The organism is Corallococcus sp. AB030 (assembly GCF_003668965.1).
GTDB classification, from domain to species: Bacteria; Myxococcota; Myxococcia; order Myxococcales; family Myxococcaceae; genus Corallococcus; species Corallococcus exiguus.
The window spans coordinates 1-26184 of record NZ_RAWQ01000075.1; the positions used below are offsets into that span (position 1 = coordinate 1).

The following is a 26184-nucleotide window of genomic DNA, read 5'->3' on the forward strand; positions in this document are numbered from 1 at the left end:
CCCCGGGCCTCAGCGCCGGGTGCGCCCCCTCCACCGTCGCCTCCAGGTCCTGCGGGTAGTGGTTTCTCCCGCGCAGGATGATGAGGTCCTTGCGCCGCCCCGTGACGTAAAGCTCGCCCTCCGGCCCCAGGAAGCCCAGGTCACCCGTGCGCAGGTACGGCCCGCCGTCCTCACGCGCGATGCGCGCATGGAACGTCTCGCGCGTCGCCTCCTCACGGCCCCAGTACCCCTGGGCCACGCTCGGCCCTGACACCCAGACTTCGCCCACCTCCCCGGGCCCACGCCGCTCCAACGTCTCCGGGTCCACGATGGCGACTCGCTGCTCCGCCAGCGTCTGGCCACACCCCACCAGCGTGCGCGCACCGGGCTGCGCCGCGCCCACTTCCTCCGCGCGGTGCCGCTCCAGCGCCTCACCTGAAATCGTCACCGACACCGGCGGCGCCGCCTTCTCGCCTCCGGAGACGATGAGCGTGCCTTCCGCCAGCCCGTAGCACGGGTAGAAGGCCTCGCGCCGGAAGCCACTGGGGCCGAAGGCCTCCACGAAGCGCTCCAGCGTCTCCGGACGAATTGGCTCCGCGCCGCAGAAGGCCACCTCCCACCGGCTCAAGTCCAACGCCCGCCGCTGCTCCGGCGTGCTCTTTCGCACGCACAAGTCGAACGCGAAGTTCGGCCCTCCGCTGATGGTGCCCCCGAAGCGCGACACCGCCTCCAGCCACGCCATGGGCCGCTTGAGGAAGGCCATCGGCGACATCAACGTCACCGGGAAGCCTCCGTACAGCGGCTCCAGGATGCCGCCGATGAGGCCCATGTCGTGGTACGGCGGCAGCCAGATGACGCCCACGCTGTCCGCGCGCGCACCGAAGGCACCGTGGATGAGCGACAGGTTGTGCAGCAGGTTGCCGTGCGTGAGCATCACGCCCTTCGGCGTGCCCGTGCTCCCGGACGTGTACTGAAGGAACGCGAGCGACTCCGCGCCCAGGCCCTCCGGCGCCACCCAGTCCCGCTCGCCGCCCTCCGGCAACTCGTCCGTCGCCATCCAGTGCAGCGCGCGGAAGTCCGGCGCCTGCTCGAAGACGAAGTCCGACAGCCCGAGGATGCCCGACGTGGTGAGCACCACCGACGCACGTGCGTCCTGGATGATGGCGCGCAGGCGGGGCAGGGTGCGCTCCAGCCGCATCGGGTCCGGCGGATACGCGGGCACCGCCACCGCTCCCGCGTACAGGCAGCCGAAGAAGCCCGCGATGTAGTCCAGCCCCGGCGGGTACAGCAGCAGCACGCGCTCGCCTTGCGCGCCACGCTCTCGCAGCGCGGAGGCAATCCGCCGTGCTCGCACGTCCAGGTCGGACGCGCTCCACACGGTCTCCTCACCGTCATCACCCAGGAATGTGTAGAGGGGCGCCCGGGCGGACGGATTTTGGGCAAGCTTCAGCAGTACGCCAGGAAGGCATTGGGAGAGGTCGGTCACGGGGGGGCCGTCCAAGTGTCGAAAAATTTCGACACTTCATAGCAGCCCGACTGCTCAATCCCGTAGACACCCCCGGTAATGAATCACGGGAGGCCTTGCCCTCAGGCGCGGCCGAACAGCCCCTTCAACCACCCCATGAAACCTTTCTGCTTTGACACGATAGCGACGTCCGGCGCCGCCTCCTGAACAACGGGCGGAGCCGCCGCCACCTTGCGCGCCGCCGGAGCCGCGTTTCCCGGTGTCACGACCGGAGGCACCGGCGCCGGAGCGGGCTCCTCCTGCGCCAGCCGAGCCTTCACCGACTCCGGCGTATCACGGGTAGTGAACGTGCTGACGACCTCGCGCCCCGTGGTGCCTTCCTTCGCGGTCACCTTGAGCAGCGATTCGTTGTTCACCTCGAACGTCACCGACACCTGCACCGCGCCGCGAGGCTTCTTCGGCAGGCCCGCGAGCCGCAGCGTGCCCAGGTATTCATTGTCCTGCGCGCGGTCTGAGTCGCCCTGGAAGACGGTGAGCTCCAGCTCCGTCTGTCCGTCCCGGTGCGTGGAGAGCGTGTAGCTCTTGGCCGCCGGCAGCGACACGTTGCGCTCCAGCACCGGCTTGAAGCGCCCACCCGGCAGCCCCACGCCAATGGCCATGGGCAGCACGTCGATGAGCACCACGCCTTCCATCTGTCCCAGGCTGTGCGCCAGGAGCGCCGCGCCCAGCGCCACGGCCTCGTCCGGGTGCACGCCCTTGCTGGGCGGCCGGCCGAAGAACTTCGTGATCTTCTCGTGCACCAGCGGGAAGCGGCTCTGCCCACCGACGAGGATCACCTCGTCGATGTCCGTGGGCTTCAGCCCCTTGGCATGGAGAACCTCCTCGCAGACCTGGACCGTGCGGTCCACCAGCCCCTCCGTCAGGGCGATCAACTTCTGCCGCGTGAGCGTGACGTCCAGGTCGTACGGCTTGTTGTCGATCATCGTGATGAAGGCCACGTGCACCCGCATCTCGGAGCGCTCGGACAGGGCGCACTTCGCCCGCTCCGCCGCGTCGTTGATGCGCTGCAGGGCCACCCGGTCCCCCTGGAAGGCGCGGCCCGTCTGCCGCTGGAACTCCTCCAGGAGGTACTCCACGATGGCGTTGTCGAAGTCGATGCCGCCCAGGAACGTGTCGCCGCCGGTGGAGATCACCTCGTAGACGGTGTCGTGCAGCTCCAGCACCGACGCGTCGAACGTGCCGCCGCCCAGGTCGTACACCAGCACGCGCTGGTTGAGCTTCTTGCCGTAGCCGTACGCCAGCGCCGCCGCCGTGGGCTCGTTGAGGATGCGCTCCACGTACAGGCCCGCGAGCTTGCCCGCCTCGCGAACCGCGTGCCGCTGGTTGTCGTTGTAGTAGGCGGGCACCGTGATGACCGCTCGCGAGATGATCTGGCCCAGCTGGTTCTGCGCCACCTCACGCACTTCGCGGAGGATCAGCGCGGAGATCTGCTGGAGCGAATAGATGCGGTCACCCAACCGCACCGCCGCCTCGCCGGCCTGGCCCGCGGCGATCTCGTAGTGGAAGCGGCCCTTGATCTGCCCCACGATGGGCGACGCGTACGGCCGGCCCACCAGCCGCTTGGCGCCGTACACCGTCTGTCGCGGGTTGGTGAGCATCTGCCCCTTCGCGGGGTGGCCCACCACCAGCTTGCCGCGCTGGTTGAACGCGAGGATGGAGGGCACCGTGTTGTGGCCCTCGCGGCTGGGCAACACCCCGGGCTTGTTGCCGCGCACGAACGCGGCGCACGAGTTCGTCGTCCCCAGGTCGATGCCGATCACCGGCCCCGTCCGGGGCGGCTCGTCGATGGTCAGCCCCAGCGCGGCATCCGTCACCATCTCCAGCGCGGGCGCGGCGGCAGCGGCCGGGGAGTCCATCCGGGCCGAGGCGCCAGGGACCGCGGCCACGGCCGGGGGCAGGGCAGGGGCCGCCGCCGGGGCGGGCACGGAGAAGTCGGCGGGGCCCACGCCGTTGGGCACGGGCGGCACGTCCGACTGGGCGTGCGGGAGGATGGCGACCGCGGCGTCCAGGAACCGGCGGGTCGGGGGATCCGCCTCCCCGAACTTCAGACCCATGCCGGAGATGCCCTGGCCCTGCTGACCGGTGACGAAGTGGACGATGGCCGCCGTGTAGAGGAGCCGGTCGCCGCTTGCCAGGCGGAGGTCCAGGGTAACGGCCGTGCCTGGGGGGCGCACGGCCTTGGCGCGCAAATAGATGCCGCCCCGGGTGATGTTGCCCCCGTATTTCGCGAGGAACTCCTCGGGGGTGGCGAAGGGCAGCTTCACCACCAGCCCGACCGCCCCCGCTTGATTCAATTCCGCCAAGGCCCGGTCCCAGTCCCAATAAGTGTTGGTGGGACGCCGAGTATCACCTGAAGTCCCCGGGAACGAGCGGCAAAAAACCTTCTTCCGTTGCGCGGCAGCCGCGCAAACCGTATGGACACGCACCCGCCGGGCGCTGGTGCCCCGCGGGGCCTCCGGGAGCCCCCATGTTGAACCCCGATATCCGGCTGGCCCTCACCTTCGACGACGTGCTCCTGCTGCCCGGTGAGAGCGCCGTCACCCCGCGTGATGCCGACCTCACCACCCGCCTCACCCGCAACATCCGGCTGAACGTGCCCCTGTTGTCCGCCGCCATGGACACCGTGACGGAGGCGCGCACCGCCATCGCCATGGCCCAGGAGGGTGGCATTGGCGTCATCCACAAGAACATGACGCCCGAGCAGCAGGCCCTGGAGGTCCTCAAGGTCAAGAAGTTCGAGAGCGGCATGGTCGTGGACCCCATCACCATCGAACCCAAGGCGCCGCTCGCCCGCGCCCTGGAGTTGATGAAGATGCACGGCGTGTCCGGCGTGCCCGTGGTGCAGGGCAAGCGCCTGGTGGGCATCCTCACCAGCCGCGACGTGCGCTTCGAGAAGAACTTCTCCCAGAAGGTCGAGGACGTGATGACGACGAAGCTCGTCACCGGCCGCGAGGGCATCCCCCAGGACGACGCCCAGAAGCTGCTGCACGAGCACCGCATCGAGAAGCTCCTCGTCGTGAACGAGGCCTACGAGCTCAAGGGCCTCATCACCATCAAGGACATCGAGAAGCGCCTCACCCACCCGTTCGCCGCCAAGGACGCCAAGGGCCGCCTGCTCTGCGCCGCCGCCGTGGGCGTGTCCGCGGACCGCGAGGCCCGCATCGACGCGCTGGTGAAGGCGGGCGTGGACGTCATCGTCGTGGACACCGCGCACGGCCACTCGAAGGGCGTCATCGAAGGCGTGCGCGACACGCGCAAGAACTTCAAGGGCTTCGATCTCATCGCCGGCAACGTGGCCACCGCGGAAGGCACGCGCGCGCTGATTGAAGCGGGCGTGGACGCGGTGAAGGTGGGCATTGGCCCGGGCTCCATCTGCACCACCCGCGTGGTGGCCGGCGTGGGCGTGCCCCAGGTGACGGCGGTGGACGACTGCGCCCGCGAGGCGGACAAGCACGGCGTGCCCATCATCTCCGACGGCGGCATCAAGTACTCGGGCGACATCGTGAAGGCGCTCGCCGCGGGCGCCAGCTCCGTGATGATCGGCTCGCTGTTCGCCGGCACGGAAGAGTCCCCCGGCGACGTCATCCTGTACCAGGGCCGCAGCTACAAGAGCTACCGGGGCATGGGCAGCCTGGGCGCCATGAAGCAGGGCGCCAAGGACCGCTACTTCCAGTCCGACGTGGAGGCGGTGAAGCTGGTGCCGGAAGGCATCGAAGGCCGCGTCCCGTACAAGGGCACGCTCTCCATGAACGTGCACCAGATGCTGGGCGGCATCCGCAGCGGCATGGGCTACGTGGGCTGCGCCACCATCGAGGAGCTGCGCACGAAGGCCACCTTCACGCGCATCACGTCCGCCGGGCTCAAGGAGAGCCACGTGCACGACGTCATCATCACCGAGGAAGCGCCCAACTACCGGATGGAGTAGGGCGTCAAATCGCCCCAGAGCCTCACCGTCACCGGGAGGCTTCGGGGCAGGGGAGTCTCCCCCGGTCAGAGCGCCGGGGGAGGACCGCGGGGGACTACTTGCCGCGACGCTTGCCGCTGCCCGTGGACGTGTCCTCGGCGGGGGCGACCGTGGCGGACACGCGCTTCTCCGCCGAGTTCACGCTCTGGAGGAGCGACTCGCGGTCGTCCGGGTCCAGCGTCTCGATGGCCTTCTTCAGGGTGCCGAAGTCCAGGCGGGCCACCGTGACGGTGTTTCCACCCTTGATCTCCTGCACCGTGGGTACGGCCACCAGCTCACGCAGGTAGGTCTCGAACTCCACCCGCACGTCCGCGGTCTGCTGGATGCAGGCGTCCTTGGCGTTGACCAGGTTCTGGCTGCCCTCGCGGTAGCTCAGGTCCGGGTTGCGGGACATGGCCTCCTCGAAGGTGTGGGTGCGGTCCTTCAGGGAGGAGTACAGGTTGACGTAGTCCACCAGCCGGTCGGACTCCGGACGGTTCACGTCCCGGGCCTTGTTGAGGGGCGCGGAGGTGTCGTCACAGGTGAGCTTGGACAACGCCTCGACCCCGGGCGCGTCCTTCACCGCGACGCTGCGGGTGTCACGCTCCAGACGCTCGTCGGAGGTGATCTCCTTCACGCACCCCGAGGCGGACAGGAGGAGCATGGCTGCTGCAGTGGAAGCGGACAGGCGGCGCACGAACAATTGACGGCCTTTCAGCGTTGATTTCCCGAAGTTTGTAGCGATAAGGGCCCCCACCCGTCAACGACGCCCCCTGGGAGAATCGCCGGTGGACCTGCACTCCGAGAAGATCCTGATCCTTGATTTCGGGAGCCAGTACACCCAGCTCATCGCCCGCCGTGTGCGCGAGCTGGGCGTCTACTGCGAAATCCACCGCCCGGACCTCCCCGCCGCCGACATCCGGCAGTTCGCGCCGAGGGGCATCATCCTCTCCGGCGGGCCGGCGTCCGTGGAAGCGCCCGGCTCCCCGCGCTGCGACCCCTTCGTCTTCGAGGCCGGCGTCCCCGTCCTGGGCATCTGCTACGGCCTCCAGCTCATCTCCAAGCTCCTGGGAGGCCGCATCGACCGGGGCGCCCACCGCGAGTTCGGCAGCGCGGCGGTGGAGGTCCTGAGCGCGCGAGGCCCCTTCGCGGAGTTCCGCCCGGGCGACCAGGTGCAGGTGTGGATGAGCCACGGCGACCGGGTGGACGAGCTGCCGCCCGGCTTCGAGGCCATCGGCCGCAGCGGCAACTCGCCCTTCGCGGCGGCGGCCCACAAGACGAACCCTTGGTACGGCTTCCAGTTCCACCCGGAGGTGGTCCACACGCCGCAGGGCAAGGCCATGCTGCGCGCCTTCCTCTTCAACGACTGCAAGGTCTCCGGCTCGTGGACGATGAAGGGCTTCATCGACGAGGCGGTGGAGACCATCCGCAAGCAGGTCGGTGAAGAAGGCCGCGTCATCTGCGGGCTGTCCGGCGGCGTGGACAGCTCCGTGGCGGCGCTGCTGCTGCACCGGGCGATTGGCCCCCGGCTCCAGTGCATCTTCGTGGACAACGGTGTGCTGCGTCAGGGCGAGCGGGCGCAGGTGGAGGCGCTCTTCGTGGACCGCTTCCACGTGCCGCTGAAGACGGTGGACGCGCGCGAGCGCTTCCTGTCGAAGCTGGCCGGCGTCACGGATCCGGAGCAGAAGCGGAAGATCATCGGCCGGGAGTTCATCGCCGTGTTCGAGGAGGCCTCGCGAGACGTGCAGGACGCGGGCTTCCTGGCGCAGGGCACGCTGTACCCGGACGTCATCGAGTCCGTGTCCTGGAAGGGCCCGTCCGTCACCATCAAGAGCCACCACAACGTGGGCGGCCTGCCGGAGCAGATGAAGCTCAAGCTGGTGGAGCCCCTGCGCGAGCTCTTCAAGGACGAGGTCCGCGCCCTGGGCCGCGAGCTGGGCCTGCCGGACGAGATGGTCTCCCGTCAGCCGTTCCCGGGTCCGGGCCTGGCCATCCGCGTGCTGGGCGAGGTGAACGAGAAGCGCCTGGACCTGGTGCGCCGCGCGGACGCCATCGTGCAGGAGGAGATCCACAAGGCCGGCCTGTACAAGGAAGTGTGGCAGGCCTTCGCCGTATTGCTGCCGGTGCAGAGCGTGGGCGTGATGGGCGACGAGCGCACCTACGAGTCCACCTGCGTGCTGCGCGCCGTCACCAGCGTGGACGGGATGACGGCGGACTGGGCCCGCATCCCGTTCCCCATCCTGGAGAAGATCTCCTCGCGCATCACCAACGAGGTGCGCGGCATCAACCGCGTCGTCTACGACATCTCCTCCAAGCCGCCCGCCACCATCGAGTGGGAGTGAGGCGGTAGGACTCAGGTGACAGCGCGCCGGATGGCTTCCTCCACCGGCGACGTGTCCTCCGGGAGCCGGGCCAGGCTCAGGGGCTCCCGGGGCAGCAGTGGCGGCTGCGCCATGAAGCGCGGCCGCGTTCCTTTGTGGGGTTGGGCCGAGTGCACGAGGAAGGGGTGGCACAGGTACACCGTGCCCGCCGTGCCCGTGGCCAGAACTTCCTGCCGGTGGGCGGACTCCGCGAAGCCGTTGGCCGCGAGCTGACGGAGCGTGAGGCCCGCTTCGCCCGCGGGGCCCAGCAGCCGGGCGATGTCCTGGTGCGAGCCCACGCGGATGCGGGTGGGCGCGTCGTCCTCGCCCACGTCGGAGAAGAGGAAGAGCATCAGCAGCGCGCGGCCCTTGGAGGCGACGTTGGCGCGCCACTCCATGAAGTCCGGCTTGTCGAAGTCGAACCCCACGTCGATGTGCCACCCCGCGTCGCCCGGATCCTCCGGAGAGGGGAAGCGCACGGGGAACGTGCCCATCGCCCCGAGCGGCAGCCACCGCCCGGCACCGACGAGCTCGTCGTACGCCGCGTGCAGCACGGGCGTGTTCGCCGCGTCCACGAAGGGCTTCTGGGTGTACATGCCCAGGCGGATGACGGGGCGGGTCCAGGTGGCGGGTTGGTCCGGGTCACACCCCGTGTCCCGCCAGAGGAGGGCCCGGGCTTCGTCCGCGACCTCCCGGGGGAAGGCCCCGTCGATGCGAAGGTACCCGTCCCGCATGAACTGCTCGGCGCGCGCGTCCATCTGTCTCCTGTCCCCGGGGGAAGTGCCGGGGCGCCGTGACTTCACTCCAGGTAGCCGCTCTCCCTGACAAAGGTCTTCACCGCGGCGGTGTCCGCGTAGTCCAGCTCGATCATCCGCTGGAGCGCCGCCTGCTTGTCCGGGGCCTTCGCATGGTACGCGCGGGCAATCGCATAGCCCACGTAGTAGCCCAGGTCCGCCACGCCGTCCGCGTTGTCCGGGCCCGACCAGAGCCACGGGGAGAAGCGCGTCGAGTCCTGGGCCTCGCGGAACCGTTCGCGCAGCTCCGCGTCGTGCTGGGGGCCATAGGTGACGTAGGCCAGCGCGGGCAGCCGGCCGGTGACCTGCTCGGCCACGAAGTCCGCCACGCCCTCGTAGACGATCCAGTCCACCAGCACGTCCGCTGGGGCCTTCTGGCGCGTGTGCACGGCCTCGTGGGCGATGAGCAGGTCCAGGCCTTCATGCGGGCGGCTCTGGAAGTAGGCGCCCAGGCCCGCGCGCAGCTTCGGCGGCAGCTCGGACACGTCCACCCGCGCGTCGCCGGTGGCCAGCTCCGCGCCCAGGAGCACCCGGCCGTCCAGCGCGGTGCCGCTGGAGTTGAGGGCGCCCACGGTGAAGTACACCTCCGCGCTCCCCAGCCGGGGGTAGAGGGCCCGGAAGCGCTCCAGCGTGGGGGCCACGTGGGCCACGGCGTCCCGGGCGCGCGACGTCAGGGGACGGACCGACTCCCAGAACCGGGGGTAGTCGCGGATGGCGTCCACGTAGCCCTGCGCCGTGTAGCGCCTGGCGCGCATGAAGCTGTGCAGCCCCGGCGTGCCCCGGTCGACGTAGAGCGCCTGGAACCGGGCCAGTTGCTCGGATGGATCCGTCGTGGCCCGCACGGCGTCGTAGGCCTCCCAGAAGTGGTCCACGTCCACCGTGGAGACCACGTCCTGGACCGTGGCGGGCGCCGGCTCCACGGGCTGCCTCGCGGCGCAGGCCGGCAGCGCGAGGGCGGCGGCGAAGAGGGCAGGGCGGAGGCGCATGGAGTTCCTGGAATGGGGATGAACGAAGAGGCTGCCCGGAGCGAACCGGGCAGCCTCTGGGGTGCTTCAGGAAGCCAGTGGGAAGACTACCCCGCCGGGTTCGCCTTCACCGGCGCGACCTTGGTGCTGCCGGGGCGCAGCTCTTCCAGGACGCGGTTGGCGCCGTAGATCTTCTGGAGCGCCTCGATGATGGCCTCCGAGTGCACGGCCACCGTGCGGTTCACGGACTCGTCGAAGCCGTACTCGCCGCCCAGCGACTGGATGTTGCCGTCGAACACCAGGCCGACGACCTCCTGGTTCTTGTTCAGCACGGGCGAGCCGGAGTTGCCGCCGATGATGTCGTTGGTGCTGACGAAGTTCATCGGCGTGGTGCCGGTGATGACCTTCTCCGACTTCACCCACGACTTGGGCAGCGCGTACGGCTCCTGGCCCGTGGCGTGCTCGAAGGTGCCGGACATCTGGGTGATGGGGGCGACCTGCTGGCCCTCATCCGTGTAGCCCTTCACCGAGCCGAAGGACACGCGCGGAGAGAAGGTCGCGTCCGGGTACTGGCTGGTGCCGTAGATGTCGAACTTCGCCTTGGCGACGAGCTCGCTGTTCTTCTTGATGATGGACTCGACGTCGTCCTCGAACTTCTTGCGGATGGCGCGGGCGTCCGGATCCGCCAGCAGGGCCAGCTGGACCATCGGGTCCTTGGACGCGTCCACGGCCTTCTTGCCGCCGTCCCAGAGCGCCTTGCGGGCCTTCGGGTCCTTCAGCGTCGTGCCCTTCACCACGCGGGTGGCGAGTTGCTCCGGGGACTCCTTGCCCAGCACCTTCTTCACGAACGGGTGCTTGGCGCCCAGCTCCTCACGCATCTTGGTGAGGCCGAACGTCAGGCGGGCGATCTCCAGCTCCGGGTAGATGGGCGCGGGGCTGAAGAGCTGCGCCTTGAGCGCGGTCAGGTTGGCGTCGTTGAACTCGCGCAGCCGCTGGCCGTTGTCCTTGGGCAGCTCGTCGCCGGCGCGCACCAGCGCCCGGGCGGTGTGGAACAGGCCGGAGGACAGCCCATTGCCCTGCTCGAGGAAGTTCAGGTCCTTGCGGAGGGTGATCAGCTGGGCCTCCGCCTTGGCGATCTCGTCCCAGGCGGCGGCGTACTTCTTCTTCAGCTCGGGGTTCGCGTCGACCTTCTTGCGCAGCTCCTGCTCCGCGGCGACCTTGGAGGCGAAGAACTTCTTGTCGAGCAGCGCCTCGTGGCGGCCCTTGGACGCCTTCAGGCCGTTCTCCACGCCGAACAGGAGGTTGCTGGAGATGCGCTTCTGCTCGGGGCCGCGCTTCTGGAACTCGGTGAGCATGCCGCGCAGCTCGGAGAGGTACATGAGCGTCTTGGGCAGGGACACGTCGCGGGTGTACTCCAGCTCCGCGATGGTCAGCGCGCGCGAGGTGCGGCCCGGGTTGCCGGCCACGAACGTGAGATCGTTCTCCTTCGCGCCGCCCTCGGACCACTTGAAGTAGTCCGGCGTCTTCACCGGCTGCTTGTCCTGGTAGACGCGCACGAACGTCACGTCCAGGTCGTAGCGGGGGAACTCGAAGTTGTCCGGGTCACCGCCGAAGAAGGCGATGGCGTGCTCCGGGGCGAACACCAGGCGCACGTCCTGGAAGCGGCGGTACTTGTACAGGTTGTACTTGCCGCCCTGGTACAGCGTGACCAGGTCGCAGCGCACCTTGTCGTCGCCGTTGGAGCAGGCCTTCTCCACCTTGGACATCTCGGCCTTCAGCGTGTCCGAGTACTGCTTGCCGGTCAGCGACGCGGTGGCCTTGTTGAGCTGCTCGGTGACGTCGGTGATCTCGACGAGCTGGTTCACCTCCATCGCCGGGCACTGCTTCTCCTCGGCCTGCGCCTTCGCGTAGAAGCCGTTGGCCAGGTAGTCCTGCTTCGCGGTGGACAGCTGCTCGATGCAGCCGCGCGCGCAGTGGTGATTGGTCATCACCAGGCCGTCCGGCGACACGAAGCTGGCGGAACAGCCGCCGGCCAGACGCACCGCGCCCAGGCGGAGCTTGTCCATCCACTGCTGATCCGGCTGGAAGCCGTACTTCTCCTTCACCTTGGCGGCGGGGAAGTTGTTGTACGTCCACATGCCTTCATCGGCGAGCGCCGGAGCGGCACCCACGAGGGCGGCGATGACGACCAATCGCTTCATTGAATGGGATCCTTTCGGGCCGCGGGACAGAACTCCGCGGGGACGGGGCGTTTGTGAGGGATGGCCCAGCGTCGGTCAAGCTGGGAAAGCGCCCACGCCCACCGCAGAACGTCCGAGCGCCCAAACGATTCCCTGGGACGCTCGCCGGGCAGGCGCTTTCCCCACCCGCCGGGTCCCGACGCAGCGCGTCCGGCCCCGCTCAGGCGGCCCGTGCGCGCACCCACGCGCCCGGCGTGGTGCCCAGGACGGCCCGGAAGTCCGCGATGAGGTGGGCCTGATCGTAGTAGCCCGCACCGGCGGCGATGCTTCCCCAGTCCGGCCGTGCCCCCTGGGCGGTGGAGGCCTGGAGCGCGCGCTGGAAGCGCACGATCCGGGCGTAGGACTTGGGTCCCATGCCGAGCACGTCGTCGAAGGCGCGCCGCAGGTGCCGTTCGCTCACGCCCAATGTGCGGGCCAGATCCGCGACGCGAGGGAGTTCCCCGGCGTCGGTGAGCAGGCGGATGCCTCGCCGCACGAGGTATGCGGCGGCCGGTTCGTAGACGTCGTCCCGGTGGAGCCGAGCCACGAGCGCGGCCTCGAGCGTACGCAGGCGGGCCTGGGGGGAGGGAGCTTCCGCGAGCGCTTCGCGGAGCCGGGCGCCGTCCGCCTTGCCCCAGAGCGTGTCGATGGAGAGTGACCGGTGGGCCAGCTCCGACATGGGCAGGCCGAAGAACGGGTACGCGCCGCCGGGCTTGAACTGGATGCCCAGCGTGTCGGGCGGAACCTCCGACGGCGCCTTGCGCACCACGTGTTCCCGGGGGCCCAGAGCGTGAACGTCACAGGTGGTGGAGGTGACGCGGATCACCAGCTCGACGGTACCGTCCGGCACGCGGACGTAGTCGCCGTGGGAGGGACCACGCCAGAGCACGCGCACGCGCTGGACGAAGCGGGACAGGTCGGCCCGGGGGGCCAGCGCGTTGTCTGCCAGGGTGGCCATGCGGGAGGAAGCATGGGACGGACGGACCCTCGCTTCAACCCGGGCCCCGGGCAGGATGGCCGATTCCTCCAATCGGGCGGCGGGCCCGGTCCGTACCTTGCCGGGCATGCGAATCCACCACCTCAACTGTGGAACCCTGTGTCCCGCCAGTGCCCGGTTCGTCACGGGCTCGGGCGGCCTGTTCGAGCGGGCCCGGATGGTCTGCCACTGCCTGCTGCTGGAGACGTCCCGGGGGCTCGTGCTCGTGGACACGGGCCTGGGGACCCGGGACGTGCAGGACGCGCAGGGGCGTCTGGGACAGCGCTTCGTGAGACGGAACACGCCCCGGTTGGACCCGGCGGAGACGGCGCTGGCCCAGGTGGAGCGGCTGGGCTTCCGGCGCGAGGACGTCCGGCACATCGTGCCCACGCATATGGACCTGGATCACGTCGGCGGCCTGTCGGACTTCCCGGACGCCCAGGTCCACATCTTCGGAGACGAGCACGCCGCGGCGGTGGTGCCCCCTGTGGCGGGCGCGAGGCACGGCTACAAGCCGGTGCAGTGGGCCCATGGACCGAAGTGGAGCCGGTACGCGGTGGAGGGTGAGCGCTGGTTCGGCTTCGAGGCGGTGCGGCTGATTCCAGGCCTGGACGCCGAGGTCCTGCTGGTGCCGCTGACGGGCCACACCGCGGGCCACTGCGGCGTCGCGGTGAAGGGGCCCGGAGGCTGGGTGCTGCACGCGGGGGACGCGTACTTCAGCCACCATGAAGTGAACCCGGTCGCGCCGCGAAGCCCGTGGGGCCTGGCGCTGTTCCAACGGCTGTTCTCCGAGAACAACGCCGTGCGGCTCCAGAACCAGGAGCGCCTGCGAGGGCTGGTGCGCGCACACGGGCACGAGGTGAAGGTGTTCTCAGCGCACTGCGCCGTGGAGTTCGATCGGATGCACGCGGGCTGAGGCAACGCGGCAACGCGGTAGCATGGCGGGACCTTGCGACGTGCTCTGCTCTTCGGCTCCCTCCTGTGGTCGCTGTCCTCCGCATCCGCCGCTGAACCCGCTCGGGTCCAGGTGCTGAAGGCCGCCCGCCTGTTCGATGCGAAGGCGGGGAAGATGATCACCCCGGGCGTGGTGGTGGTGTCGGAGGGAAGGGTGGTGGGCGTGGGCCCGAAGACGCCCGTGCCGGAGGGCGCGAGCATCGTGGACCTGGGCGACGCCACGTTGTTGCCGGGCTTCATGGACGCGCACACGCACATGACGGTCGAGCCCGGTCCGGACTGGAGAAAGGACCTCATCGACGGGTTCCAGCGCACCATCCCTGAGCAGACGCTGGACACGCTGCCGTGGGCCCGAGCGACGCTGATGGCCGGCTTCACCACCGTGCGAAACCTGGGCGCGGAGGACTTCATCGACGTGGGCCTGCGCAACGCCACCGCGCGCGGCATCGTGGTGGGGCCGCGCATCCTCGCGGCGACGTCCAGCCTGAGCTCCACGGGCGGGCACTGTGACTACGGCAATTCGTTCCGCAAGGGACTGCTGGCCCAGGACGCCAGCCGCGGCGTGGCGGATGGGCCGGACGCGCTGCGCGCCAAGGTGCGCGAGAACGTGAAGTACGGCGCGGACGTCATCAAGGTCTGCGCCACGGGAGGCGTGATGAGCCTCAACGCGGATCCGGACGCACCGCAGTTCACCCAGGCGGAGCTGGACGCGGTGGTGGACGAAGCGCACGCGCACCGGCGCAAGGTGGCCGCGCACGCGCACGGCGCGGAAGGAGCGAAGCGGGCCATCCGCGCGGGCGTGGATTCCATCGAGCACGGCACGCTGATGGACGATGAAGGCGTGGCGCTGATGAAGCAGAAGGGCACCTGGTACGTGCCCACGGCCTTTGCGTTCTTCGGAATCAAGGAGCTGGCGGATCAGGGCAAGCTCCCGCCGGACACGGTCGCCAAGCTGCGCGCGGTGGACCGGCGGAGGGAGCATGTGCTGCGCAAGGCGATCTCCTCGGGCGTGCGCATCGCCTTCGGTACGGACGCGGGCGTGTTCGCCCACGGGCGCAACGCGGAGGAGTTCGCGCTGCTGGTGCAGGCCGGCCTGACGCCCGCGGAGGCCCTGCGCACCGCGACGGTGAACACGGCGGAGCTGCTCGGGGTGTCGGACAAGCTGGGGACGTTGGAGCCGGGGAAGCTGGCGGACGTGGTCGCCGTGCCGGGCAATCCGCTCCAGGACATCCGAGTGACGCAGAAGGTCTTCTTCGTGATGAAGGAAGGCGTCATCCACCGCGACGACACAGCGACCGGTTTACGCACCGCGCCGTAAGGTTCACGGTCCGGAACGCCGGGCTGACTGTCCGCGTCACGCTCCGGGCCAGCGCGCCCCCGGGCCGCGAGGACCGCGAACTTGTCCGACAGTCGGACAGCTTTTCATCGCCCGCCGGGCCAGCGCGCGCCCGTGCCGCGAGGACCGCGAACTTGTCCGACAGTCGGACAGCTTTTCATCGCCCGTCGAGCCAGCGCGCCCCGGGGCATCGGGCACCGCGAACTTGTCCGACTGTCGGACAGGTTTTGGCGCACGGCGCTCCGGGCGGGCGGTTCGGTCCGTGTGGGGTCAAAGGGGCTTGTCCTCCAAGAGGACGACACGGCGGCTGTTTGCGCAGCGCGCCATGGGGATCACTTCCGGATGAGGACGTCACTCAGCAGGAAATCGAGTGTGTCGCCCGTCAGCCAGCGTTCGCTCACGCCCGCGAAGTCCGGCTCCGCTTCGGCATCGGCCTGGCGCCAGAGGTCCTCCAGGCGGTAGCGCGCGGCGGTGCAGTAGATGTCCGCCAGCGCGTCGGCTTGAGGCTGTCCGCGTGAAGCCAGGGCCGACGCATGGGCCAGCGTCACGGACATCGTGAACAGCTCGTTGCAGAGCTGGTTCATCAGGATGAGCGTCCGCTGCCTCGCGTGCAGGGCTCCCGCATCCGGGTAGCGGTGCGACAGGTCCAGGCTTCGCTTCGCGAGCCGGTGCACCTCCCGAGCCGTGTGCTGGAGGTGCTCGCGGTTGCGGGGGGACAGATGTTCTTCCACGGGGAGGGGAGCAGGCGGCGACTCCAGCTCCACCGCGTGCGCGGCCGCCGGGTAGTAGAGAGAGAAGAGGCCTTCCCTCGCGGCCTTGTGGTCCACCAGGAAGTCCACGCCTCCCGCGACCCGGAAGGCCCGGGCATCGCGCAGCGTGCGCTCCAACGGGACCGGCGCGGCGCCCCGGGCGGCCTTGCTCTCCGACGTCTCGTAGCCTTCGGCGGCGAGCAACGACATCGTCCGGTCCGCGATGCGCGCGCACGTCAGGGACGCGATGTTCTTGGCCGCCACCTGTTCGAACCAGCGCAGGGGCAGTGTGTCCGCTGTCACGCCCGTGAGGCTCCAGCGGGCAACGCTCTCCATGGCGAAGACCTCCGCCGCCGTGGCGGACACCTGGCGCTGGATCTCGTCGAAGTCACCGAGCCTTCGCCCCTGCGCGAGCCGCCGGTGGAGGAACTCACGCGACCACTGGAGGCACTTCTTGGAGAGCGCCAGCGACGCGGCCACGATGATGTACATGCGGCCCAGGGCGCTGAGCGGCTCCAGCAATGGCGTGTTCCGCCAGTGCTCCTGCGACATCGCGAGCATCCGCTCCTTCGGCACTCGCACGTTGTCGAAGCTCAGCGCGGCGATGGGCAGTCCTCGCAGGCCCATCAGGCCGTGCTCGGCGCGGACGTGGAAGCCAGGGCTGGAGGTCTCCACGACGAAGAGGCTGATCTGCTCGCGGCCGTCTTCCTGGAGCGTGGCGGTGACGTTCAGCAGATCCGCGATGGAGCCGTTGCCGATGAAGACCTTCTCCCCGTTGAGCACATACGCCGTTCCGTCCTCCGTGGGCACTGCGGTGGTGGACGCACGCCGCACGGAGGCACCGATGGGCTCCGTGTCGGCCCAGCCGGAGATGACTCCGTCGGCGACGCGTCCCCGGACGTAGTCCTTGAGGGGACCGTCCTGCACGGCTTCGATGATGGCTCCCGCGCCCAGGCCGCTGTGGATGGCCAGCGTGTAGCCCACCGGCAGGCACACGCTCATCACGGCCTCGATGACGCGGAAGGTGTTCAGCATGGAGAGGCCCCGGCCTCCCAGCGCCCGCTCCACCTGGAGCTTGTAGTAGCCGCGTGAACGCAAGGCTTCGCGCAGCTCTGGCGGAATGCGGCCCGTGCGTTCAATCTCGTCCGGGTCCACGTGCGCTTGGAGGAACTGTTCGACCTCCGCGATGACGGCGTCGCCTTGACGGCGTTCCTCCGCGTCCTGTTCGGGGAACGCGCGGACGAGGTCCCAGCGGAGCTTCCCCGCGAAGAGCTGGCCCAGGAAGCCCTCGCGGCTGCGGGTGGCGGGGTGCAGTGGCTCGTGGCTCATGGGGTCGGCGTCCTTCTGGTGAGGGTTTCCGCGATGAGGCGCAGGAGGGTGGACTTCGGTTCGGGATCCCGCAGGTAGAAGTGGCCACCGGGCAGCAGGTGGAGCGCGAAGGGCCCGGAGGTGTGGACGCTCCACGGCTCCAGCTCGGTGCGGTTCAGGTCGTCCTGGGTGCCGCCCGTGACGGTCATCGCGCAAGAGAGGGGGGCGCGGTCCTCGTGCCGGTGGGACTCCACGAGCTGCAGATCCGCGCGCAGGCCGGGGAGGATGAGCTCGCGCAGCTCTTCGTCCTCGCGCAGTTCGTGGATCAGCTCTCCGTAGGTGGGCTCCAGGGCGGTGAGGAGTCCGTCTTCGTCCAGGTGGCTCGCGGGGATGCCTCGCGGAGGGAGCTGTGGGGCTGGGGCCGCGGAGAGGAACAGTGCATCGGGAAGCACGCGGCCCTGGTCGCGCAGGCGGCGGGCCGTCTCGAAGGCCACGAACGCCCCCAAGCTGTGACCGAAGAACGCGAAGGACGAGCCGAAGTCCAACGCGAGCACCAGCGCGTCCACCAACTCGTCCAGCCGGGTGAACGGCGCTTCCTCCGCCCGAGCCCCACGCCCCGGGAGCTGCACGCCCCAGACCTCGATGTCCGGGAGCAGGTCCGCCCAGCGGACGTACTCGCCCACGGAGCCGCCGCTGTGCGGGAAGCAGTAGAGGCGCACCGAGGCTTCCGGGCGCCGGATGCGGCACGCGAGCCAGGGAGAAGTCGAGGTCATGCCGGGGAGGACTCCGCGATGAAGCGGGTCAGGCGGGCCACGGTGGGCGCGCGGAAGAGGGACTTCACCTTGAGGGGCGTGGCGACATGCGGACGCAACCGCGCGATGACCTGCGCCGCCATCAACGAGTCGCCTCCCAGCGCGAAGAAGTTGTCGTGGAGCCCGACCCGGGCCAGCCCCAGGACCTCCGCGAATGCGGCGGCGACCCGGCGCACGACTTCGTCCTCTGGCAGCTCCGGCACCTCCATGAGTTCAGGTTCGGGCGGCGGTGACACCAACGTGGCCGGGAGTGCCACGGTCGCGACTGCAGCAGGGGCTTCGACGAGGTAGCGCTGACGTTCGAACGGATACGTGGGCAGAGGCACCCGGCGACGGGCGACGCCTCCATGAAGTCCCTGCCAGGAGATCGCGACGCCCGCGCTCCACAGGCGCCCCGCGGCAGTGAGTGCGCTGACCGCATCGGACGTGTTGTCCGCGGGATGGGGCAGGGTGGCGACCGTGAGGTGTGGTCCTGCCGCGAGGTTCTGGCGCGCGAGCGTCGCCAGGGTTCGTCCGGGCCCGACCTCCAGGAACACGGCGGGCGAACCGGCAAACAACGTGTTCAGCGCGTCGCCAAAACGCACGGTGTGACGCAGGTGCGCGGCCCAGTACGCCGGGTCCACGGCCTCTTCCGCCGTGACCGCCACACCCGTGCGATCGGAGATCCACGGGAGCTGTGGAGGACGCCGCTCGACGCGCTGGACGCAGGCGGTGAACGCGGCCAGTGACGGCTCGACGAGCGGCGAATGTCCCGCGCCTGGAATGCGCAGCAGCTTCGACTCCACACCGCGCTCCATCAGTCGCGCCTGGAGCGCTTCGATCTCCGCCACCGGGCCCGACACCGCGCACTGCGCCGGCCCGTTCACGGCCGCCAGCGCGAGTCCTCCGTGAAGCAGGGGCTCCAGCTCCGACTCGGGCAACGGCACCGCCAGCATGGCGCCCGCGGGCAGACTCGCGAGGATGCGCGAGCGCTCCAGGACCAACCGCAGCGCGTCCTCCAGACGGAACACCCCGGCCACCGTGGCCGCGGCATAAGCCCCCAGGCTGTGGCCCACGACCGCGGAGGGCTGCACGCCCCAGCGCTTCCACAGCCGCGCCACCGCGTACTCGATGACGAACACGGAGAGCTGACCGGTGACGAACTCGCCCATCCGGGCGGAGGCCTGCTCCAGCGCGGCGGCATCCGTGGGATCCGGATGAAGCACCGTCCCCAGGTCGAACCCGAGGAGCGGCGTCAGGTGCGCACGGCACGCGTCCACGGCTTCACGGAACGCGGGCTGTGAACCGTACAGCTCCCGGCCCATGCCCACGTGCTGCCCACCGTGGCCAGGGAACATGAACACCACCTGGCGCTCGCTGGCCTCCTGTTGCGCGATGCCCTCTTGTTCAGACAGGGCGCGAAGGACGTCCGGGGTGTCCTCGCCCACCGCGAATGCTCGGTGCTTGTGCGCGGCACGCCCCATCTGGAGCGTCCAGGCGACGTCACCCAGCTCAGCCTCTGGATGCGCGCGCAGGTGCCCTTCGAGCCGCTCCACCGCGCGGGCCAGCGAGGCGGGACCGTGGGCCGACAGCACCATCAACCGCGGTGAGCGCGAACGCTCGGAGGCGGGCAGGGTGGGTGCCTCTTCCAGCACGGCGTGCGCGTTGGTGCCGCCAATGCCCAGCGAGCTGACACCGGCCCTCCGAGGATGACTACCGGTGTCCCAGTCCCGCAGCTCCGTGTTCACGCGAAAGGGGCCGTGCTCGAAGTCGAGCTCCGGGTTGGGTCGTTCGAAGTTCAGGCTCGGCGGCAGCTTCCGGTGCTCCAGCGCGAGCACCGTCTTGATGAAGCCCGCCACGCCCGCCGCCGCGTCCGTGTGGCCAATGTTCGTCTTCACCGAACCCAGCCAGCAGGACCGGGGCTCACGCGCACCGAAGGCCTTCGTCAGCGCGGCGACCTCGATGGGATCGCCCAGCCGGGTGCCGGTGCCATGTGCTTCCAGGTAGCTGATGCTCGCGGGGTCCACGCCCGCGGCATGCAGGGCGGTCTCGATGACGCGGGACTGGCCCTCCACGCTCGGCGCGGTGAAGCCGATCTTCCCGGCGGCGTCGTTGTTGACGGCGGTGCCTCGGAGGACGGCGCGGATGGTGTCCCCATCCTCCAGCGCATCCGCGAGCCGCTTGAGCACGACGATCCCCGCGCCGTTGCTGCCCACCGTGCCCTGTGCCCGAGCGTCGAACGCGCGGCAGCGGCCGTCCGGGGACAGCGGCCCGCCCTCGCTGTAGTGACCGAACCGGGGCGGCACATGCACCGACGCGCCCCCCGCGAGCGCGATGTCACAGTCCCCCGCGAGCAACGCCTGCGCTGCCAGATGGATCGCGACCAGGGACGTGGAGCACGCGGTCTGCACCGTGACGGCGGGCCCGCGAAGACCCAGCTTGTAGGCCACGCGGCTGGTGAGGAAGTCCACGCCCGTAGCCAGCCGGAGCTGCCAGTCACTGGCACCCGCGAGCAGGTCCCTGCGGGCCCGCAGCGCGGACAGATAGTCCGTCTCACTGCCACCCGCGTAGATGCCAATGGCGCCCCGGTACCGAGCCGGATCATACCCGGCGTCCTCCAGCGCCTCCCGCGCGCACTCCAGGAACACCCGGTGCTGCGGATCCAGCATCAGCGCTTCCTGCGGCGACATCCCGAAGGCCTGCGCGTCGAACCGGTCCGCATCCGCGACCAGACCGAACGCGGGCACCTCCTCGCCCACGGTGCGCTCGGTGGGAGGTTCGGCACAGGGCTGGCCGTCCGGACCGAAGAAGGTGATGGACTCGACACCGCCGGCCAGATTGGACCAGAACTCCGCCGCGTTGGCCGCACCGGGAAGCCGACACGCCAGGCCCACCACCGCGAGGTGCGCCGAACGGTCCTCCTCCTCCATCACGTCGAGCGGCGCGCTCATTCCACTTCCTCCCGCGAGCGGTCCGACGACAGCCGACCCTGACGCCCCAGCAGGCGCGCACGTCCACTGAGCCGTTGCTCCTGGCGCTGTGCCTGCGCGGCCGCGGCCTCGCCGCCATCGTCGCGGCCCTGGAGGTGCCCGGCGAGCACACGAACCGTGGGGAACTCGAACAGCGTCACCATGGGGACGTCATGGCCCATGCGGTGCTTCAGGAGGTGCTGCACCTGGGCCAGCAGCAGCGAGTGGCCACCGAGGTCGAAGAAGTTGTCCTCGGCGCCCACGTGCTCCAGGCGCAGCGTCTCGCACCAGATGGTGGCGATCCGCCGCTCGTGCTCGTTCGCGAGCGGGACCCGAGGCGCCTGGGTTCCAGGCGTGGGTTCGGGCAGCGCCCGTTCATCCACCTTGCCACCGTGGGTGAGTGGCAGCGCCTTCAGCTCCACGTACGCGGAGGGGATCATGTACGCCGGCAGCTCGCGCGCCAGGTGCTCACGAAGCCGCGCCGGTGTGGGCAGGGGCTGACCCGCGAGTGGCACCAGATAGCCGACCAACTGGGGCGCTCCACCGGGAGGGCTCCATGCGCGGACGTGCGCCTCCTCGAGTCCCGGATGCGTGCGCAGGCGGACCGCGACCTCCGCGGGCTCCACGCGGAAGCCTCGGATCTTGAGCTGCGCGTCCATGCGGCCCAGGAACTCGAGCATCCCGTCCGGACGGCACAGGACCCGGTCGCCCGTGCGGTACATGCGCGCGCCTGGCTGTGTCGCGTACGGGTCGGGGACGAAGCTCGCGGCGGTGAGGTCCGGGCGATTCAGATAGCCGCGCGCCACACCGGCACCACCCACGTACAGCTCTCCCGCGACGCCCGTGGGGACAGGTTGCAGCTCCGCGTCCAGGACATAGGCCGTGGTCCCTTCGATGGGCTGGCCGATGGCGGGCAGTGTCTCGACGGGCCCCGAGGGCAGCACCTCGCCGGAGGTGGCTGTGACGGTGGTCTCGGTGGGGCCGTACTGATTGAACAGCCGCCACGGCAGTCCGGGCACGGGACGCGCGTGGAGTCGGTCACCGCCCGCGAGCACCGTGCGCAGTTCACATGACGCCGGCCATGGCAGGGCCAGCAGACGTTCCGCGAGCGCGGTGGGCAGGTCCGTGAAGGTGATGCGCTCGGAGAGAAGCCAGGCTTGGAGCCGCTCCGGGGACAGGCGCACGTCCTGTCCGGGGACATGCAACGTCGCGCCCGCGGTGAGGGCAGGCCAGAGTTCCGCGACGGATGGATCAAACGCGGGCGAATAGAGCAGCGTGGTGCGGCTGCTCGGCTCCAGTCCGAATGCGCGCCGATGCCACCCGACGAGGTGGGCCAGTGCGCCGTGCTCCACCACCACGCCCTTGGGGGCGCCCGTGGAACCCGAGGTGTACATGACGTAGGCCCGCTGCCCGGGCTGCACCTCCGTGGGCAGACCTCCCTGGGGCGTGCCGGGACCATGGAAGGACTCGATGCGCACGCGCTTCACCGTGGCAGGGAGTCGATCCACGAGCAGCCCGGTGGTGATCACCTGACGCACGCCAGCGTCACCCAGGATGAGGGCGATCCGTTCGGCCGGGTGCTCCGGATCCAGGGGCAGGAAGGCGGCTCCGGACAGCATCACGCCCAGCTCGGCCGTCACGAACTCCGGACCACGAGGCGAGCAGACGCCGACAACCGACTCCACGCCCACGCCGTGCGCGTGAAGATGCTCGGCGATCAGCGTCGCGCGCCGGACCAGCTCCGAATAGGTGAGGGTGCCTGTCTCGTCGCGCACGGCCACGGCGTCAGGGGTCCGCAGGGCCTGCGCCAGGACCTGCTGATGCACGGGCGGATCCGCGCTGACGGACTTCGTGGAGCCGTTCGCCAGGAGGACCTGTCGCTCCGCGTCCGCAAGCATCGGCAGCCGCGACACTGGTATCCCCGGGGTGGCCACCGCGGCCTCGATCAACCGGAGGAAGTGCGCGGCCATCCGCTCCATGGTCGAGCGGTCGAACAGGTCCCGGTTGTACTCCCAGATGAGTGAGATGCGCGCGTCACCACGCTCGCGGTCGCCCAGGTGCCGGCCCGCGTGCGGAATGGCGACGACGTCCAGGTCCACCTTCGACGACCCATTGCCCCGCTCGAAGATGGTGCACGAGGCATCACCCAGCCGAGGGCTCCGCACGGCCGAATCGTGAAAGCTGAACATGGCCTGCACGAGCGGATTGCGGCTGGGGTCGCGCTTCACGCCCAGGCCTTCGATCAGCTTGAGGAACGGATACGTCTGATGCTCGGCCGCCGCCACGGTGAGGTCGCGCACCTGACGGACCAGCTCGCGGAACGACGGCGCGCCGGAGACGTCACAGCGCAGGACCACGGCGTTGACGAACATCCCGATGACATTCTCGATGTTCCGGACGCCCGCCCGGGCCGCGAACGCCGAACCGATGCACAGGTCCTGCTCGCCGGTGTAGCGCTGCAGCAGCGTGGCGAAGGCGGCGAAGAGGGCGTTGAAGAGGGTCACGCCCTCCTGCTGACAGAACGCGCGCAGGGCGCCGGGCAGGGCGGGCGGCAACTCCAGCCGGAGCAGGTCGCCATTGAAGGTCTGCACGCGGGGGCGAGGGTGATCGGTGCGCAGCGGCAGCACCTCCGGGGCACCCGCCAACCGCGTCCGCCAGAAGTCGAGCTGGGCCTTCATGGCCGGGCCTTCGAGCGCCTCGCGCTGCCACGTCGCGAAGTCGCGGTACTGCACCGGCAGCTCCGGGAGCGGCGAGGACTCTCCGCGCAGATACGCGTTGTAGAGCGCGTCCAACTCCCGCATCAGCACGGAGAAGGACACGCCATCGTGGACGACGTGGTGCTCCACGAGGACCAGCTCGTGATCATCCGGAGCCAGACGGACCACGGTCCAGCGCACGAGCGGCGGTTCGAAGAGCGACAGGGGCCGCCGCAGCTCCTGGCGGAGTGCTTCCTCACGCCGATGTTCCCGCTCGACCGGGGGCAGCCCGGACAGGTCGATCAACGGGACCTGCACCGGCGTCACGGGAAGGACGCGCTGCCACGGCCGGCCGTCGATTTCCTCGTAGGTCGTCCGCAGCAATTCGTGGCGCCGGGTGATCTCCGTCAGCGCGCGTTCGAGCACCGCCAGGTCCAGCCCACCCAGCACGCGGAGGGTCGTCTGCGCCTGGTAGGAGATGCTGCCGGGAGACAGCTTCTGGAGGAACCAGACCTGCTCCTGTTGCACGGACAGCGGTGCCCGTTCGGGGTCGGCGGCGCGGACCACGGGAGGCAGCACGTCCTTCGAGGGCTCGGCACGACGCGGCTCCAGCACGTTCGCCAGTTGGGAGATGCGACGGTGCGCGAAGAGCTCCGTCAGCGACAGCGGGAGCCCCAGCACCTCCGCGACGCGCGCGGTGATCCGAGTGGCCAGCAACGAGTGTCCGCCCAGTTCGAAGAAGTCGTCTTCGATGCCGATCCGCTCCAGGCGCAGCTCCTCCTGCCACACCTGGACGAGTCCACGCTCCAGCTCCGTGCGAGGCGCGACATAGGCGCTGCTTCGGGTCGCGTGGGCTTCGGGCGTGGGAAGCGCCTGGGCGTCGACCTTGCCGGTGGGGCCGAGGGGTAGGGCGTCCACGACGACGAAGGTCCGGGGCAGCATGGCCTCGGGGAGCCAGGCGCGGAGGTGCTCGCGGAGCTGCTCCGTCCCGGGAACGGCCCGAGCGTCCTTGGGCGCGAACCACGCCACTAAGAAGACGTCCTGGCCCTCGCTCCGCGCCATGACGTGCGCGGCCCCGACGTGCGGATGGGTCAGCAGCGCGGCGGTGATCTCCGCGGGCTCGATGCGGATGCCACGGACCTTCACCTGCCGGTCGGAACGGCCATGGAACTCCAGCGAGCCATCCGGCAACCGGCGACCCAGGTCCCCCGTGCGGTACAGCCGCTCGCCGCCGAACCGGGAGAACGGATCCGGAATGAAGCGGTCCGCGGTCAGGTCCGGCGAGCCCACGTAACCGCGAGCCAAACCTGGGCCGCCGATGAACAACTCACCGGTCTCGCCATCCGCAACGGGCCGCAGCTCCGGACCGAGGACATGCACCTCCACGCCACCGATGGGACGGCCAATGGAGGGCAGCCGTTCCCCGGCCGATGCGTCACCGGGAGGAACGGTCCCGGACGTGCTGTAGATGGTGCATTCGGCGGGGCCGTAGCCGTTCACGAGTTGGAACGGCAGCCCGGGCCTGGGGTGCAGGTGCAGCCGGTCGCCGCCGGTGAGGATCAGGCGCAAGGCGCAGGACTCGGGCCAGGACAGCGGGAGGACGCGTTCGGCCAGCGGTGTGGGAAGGAAGATGCAGGTGATGTCCCGAGCCAGGAGCCAGTCCTGCAGCCTCTGGGGCGACAGTCGGGTCTCCTCGTCGGGCGGGAGCTCCAGTCGAGCCCCCGCAGCCAGCGACGGCAGGAGCGTCATGACGAAGGCGTCGAAGCCGGGCGAGGCCACCACGCCAATGCGATCCGCGGGCGACAGGCCAAACGTGTCGAGGTGGTACCCGGTGAACGCGGACAGCGCCCGGTGGCTGATCATCACGCCCTTGGGCAGTCCGGTGGAGCCCGAGGTGTGGATCACGTACGCGAGGTGATCCGGCTGGACGGTGACGCCCGGGTTCACGTCCGGGAACGACTGGAGCTCCAGTGCCTCCGGAGCGAGGATCTGGAGGCCGTCCGCCGCGAGCCGCTCCACCGCCGGCCCCGTGCCGATGACGAATCGTGCTCCCGCCGAAGCGGCCATGTATCGCAGGCGTTCGGGAGGGGCGGACGGGTCCAGGGGAAGCCAGGCCGCGCCGGACTTGAGAACACCCAGGACGGATGCGACCAGCTCAACGCTTCGCGGAAGGCAGACGCCGACGAGGACATCCGGTCCGGCGCCTCGGGCGATCAGCGCATGGGCCACCCGGTTCGCGTGCGCATTCAGCGCGGCGTGGGTGAGGGAGCGGACCCGGGAGGCAACGGCGATCTGGGAGGAAAGTTCGGTCGCTCGTCGCTCGACGAGCTGATGGACGGGGGGCAGCAAGAATCCTCCAACCGGCGCCGCACCAGTCCTAAGAAAATCAAGCGTTTAGCGGATTTGGGCCGTTTTCAGGATTTTACATGACCCGGTGACACACCGTGAGACAGAGCTGTCACATGGCTCGTACCGCCTCACGCCCGTGCAAGTGCAGGGACTGAGTCTCTGACGAGGCGCTGGGCGTCTGCGTTTGGCAGGCGCCCAGCATGTCGCAGACGACGTATGCGTAAGGGGCCCAGGGGCAGAGAGGACGGGCCCCAATGAACCCCAGCCAGTC

The 26184-nt window shown here is 69.8% G+C and carries 16 protein-coding genes; 5 read left to right on the forward strand and 11 right to left on the reverse strand.

The window, feature by feature from the left end:
- The coding region (locus D7Y15_RS19090) for a fatty acyl-AMP ligase (RefSeq protein ID WP_148712807.1) at positions 1–1465 on the reverse strand (1465 nt) is incomplete at its 3' end.
- 101 nt (positions 1466–1566) lie between these two features.
- Positions 1567–3807 (reverse strand): TIGR02266 family protein, encoded by a 2241-nt coding sequence (locus D7Y15_RS19095; RefSeq protein WP_121753489.1) that lies wholly within the window; start codon positions 3805–3807, stop codon positions 1567–1569.
- A 164-nt stretch (positions 3808–3971) separates the two neighbouring features.
- On the opposite strand from D7Y15_RS19095, the gene guaB reads away from it, so the two are divergent.
- The gene (guaB, locus tag D7Y15_RS19100) at positions 3972–5429 is read left to right on the forward strand and encodes an IMP dehydrogenase (protein WP_121753490.1); all 1458 of its coding nucleotides are present in this window, start codon (positions 3972–3974) and stop codon (positions 5427–5429) included.
- A 94-nt stretch (positions 5430–5523) separates the two neighbouring features.
- Here guaB and D7Y15_RS19105 read toward each other — a convergent pair whose 3' ends face one another.
- Entirely contained in the window at positions 5524–6111 is a 588-nt protein-coding gene (locus tag D7Y15_RS19105; protein ID WP_120576902.1) for a hypothetical protein, read from the reverse strand.
- 124 nt (positions 6112–6235) lie between these two features.
- Between D7Y15_RS19105 and guaA the strand changes: the two genes are divergently transcribed.
- Positions 6236–7789: a glutamine-hydrolyzing GMP synthase gene (gene guaA / locus D7Y15_RS19110; protein ID WP_120576898.1), complete on the forward strand. Its 1554-nt coding sequence runs from the start codon at positions 6236–6238 to the stop codon at positions 7787–7789.
- An 11-nt stretch (positions 7790–7800) separates the two neighbouring features.
- On the opposite strand, the gene D7Y15_RS19115 is transcribed toward guaA, so the two are convergent.
- The 4 genes from D7Y15_RS19115 to D7Y15_RS19130 form a co-directional block, all read right to left on the reverse strand.
- Positions 7801–8565 (reverse strand): phytanoyl-CoA dioxygenase family protein, encoded by a 765-nt coding sequence (locus D7Y15_RS19115; RefSeq protein WP_120576897.1) that lies wholly within the window; start codon positions 8563–8565, stop codon positions 7801–7803.
- Between the two features lie 41 nt (positions 8566–8606).
- Positions 8607–9587 carry a DUF2268 domain-containing putative Zn-dependent protease gene (locus D7Y15_RS19120; protein WP_120576896.1) on the reverse strand — a complete coding sequence of 327 codons (981 nt, stop codon included), beginning with the start codon at positions 9585–9587 and terminating at the stop codon, positions 8607–8609.
- 86 nt (positions 9588–9673) lie between these two features.
- On the reverse strand, positions 9674–11767 hold the full coding sequence (locus tag D7Y15_RS19125; protein ID WP_120576895.1) for a S46 family peptidase: 2094 nt from the start codon (positions 11765–11767) through the stop codon (positions 9674–9676).
- Between the two features lie 199 nt (positions 11768–11966).
- Positions 11967–12743 (reverse strand): AraC family transcriptional regulator, encoded by a 777-nt coding sequence (locus D7Y15_RS19130; RefSeq protein WP_121753491.1) that lies wholly within the window; start codon positions 12741–12743, stop codon positions 11967–11969.
- A gap of 106 nt (positions 12744–12849) precedes the next feature.
- Here D7Y15_RS19130 and D7Y15_RS19135 point away from each other — a divergent pair, with 106 nt between their 5' ends.
- The gene (locus tag D7Y15_RS19135) at positions 12850–13677 is read left to right on the forward strand and encodes an MBL fold metallo-hydrolase (protein WP_169820330.1); all 828 of its coding nucleotides are present in this window, start codon (positions 12850–12852) and stop codon (positions 13675–13677) included.
- Positions 13678–13710: 33 nt separating this feature from the next.
- The gene (locus tag D7Y15_RS19140; protein WP_120576892.1) at positions 13711–15033 is read left to right on the forward strand and encodes an amidohydrolase family protein; all 1323 of its coding nucleotides are present in this window, start codon (positions 13711–13713) and stop codon (positions 15031–15033) included.
- Positions 15034–15383: 350 nt separating this feature from the next.
- Here the strand turns inward: D7Y15_RS19140 and D7Y15_RS19145 are convergent, their stop codons facing one another.
- From D7Y15_RS19145 to D7Y15_RS19160, 4 genes are read right to left on the reverse strand one after another with little or no spacing between them, the layout of a single operon-like run.
- Positions 15384–17129, reverse strand: a complete 1746-nt coding sequence (locus D7Y15_RS19145) for an acyl-CoA dehydrogenase family protein (protein WP_121753493.1) — start codon at positions 17127–17129, stop codon at positions 15384–15386.
- Positions 17126–17881 carry a thioesterase II family protein gene (locus D7Y15_RS19150; protein ID WP_120576890.1) on the reverse strand — a complete coding sequence of 252 codons (756 nt, stop codon included), beginning with the start codon at positions 17879–17881 and terminating at the stop codon, positions 17126–17128. The genes D7Y15_RS19145 and D7Y15_RS19150 overlap by 4 nt, the downstream gene beginning before the upstream one ends.
- A complete protein-coding gene (locus tag D7Y15_RS19155) occupies positions 17878–20850 on the reverse strand; it encodes a type I polyketide synthase (protein WP_121753494.1) in 2973 nt (990 codons plus the stop codon). Before D7Y15_RS19155 ends, D7Y15_RS19150 begins: the two co-directional genes overlap by 4 nt.
- A complete protein-coding gene (locus D7Y15_RS19160) occupies positions 20847–25856 on the reverse strand; it encodes a non-ribosomal peptide synthetase (protein WP_233605014.1) in 5010 nt (1669 codons plus the stop codon). Before D7Y15_RS19160 ends, D7Y15_RS19155 begins: the two co-directional genes overlap by 4 nt.
- Here D7Y15_RS19160 and D7Y15_RS45850 point away from each other — a divergent pair.
- Entirely contained in the window at positions 25785–25994 is a 210-nt protein-coding gene (locus D7Y15_RS45850; RefSeq protein WP_172810707.1) for a hypothetical protein, read from the forward strand. The genes D7Y15_RS19160 and D7Y15_RS45850 overlap by 72 nt on opposite strands.
- Positions 25995–26184 lie beyond the last annotated feature (190 nt).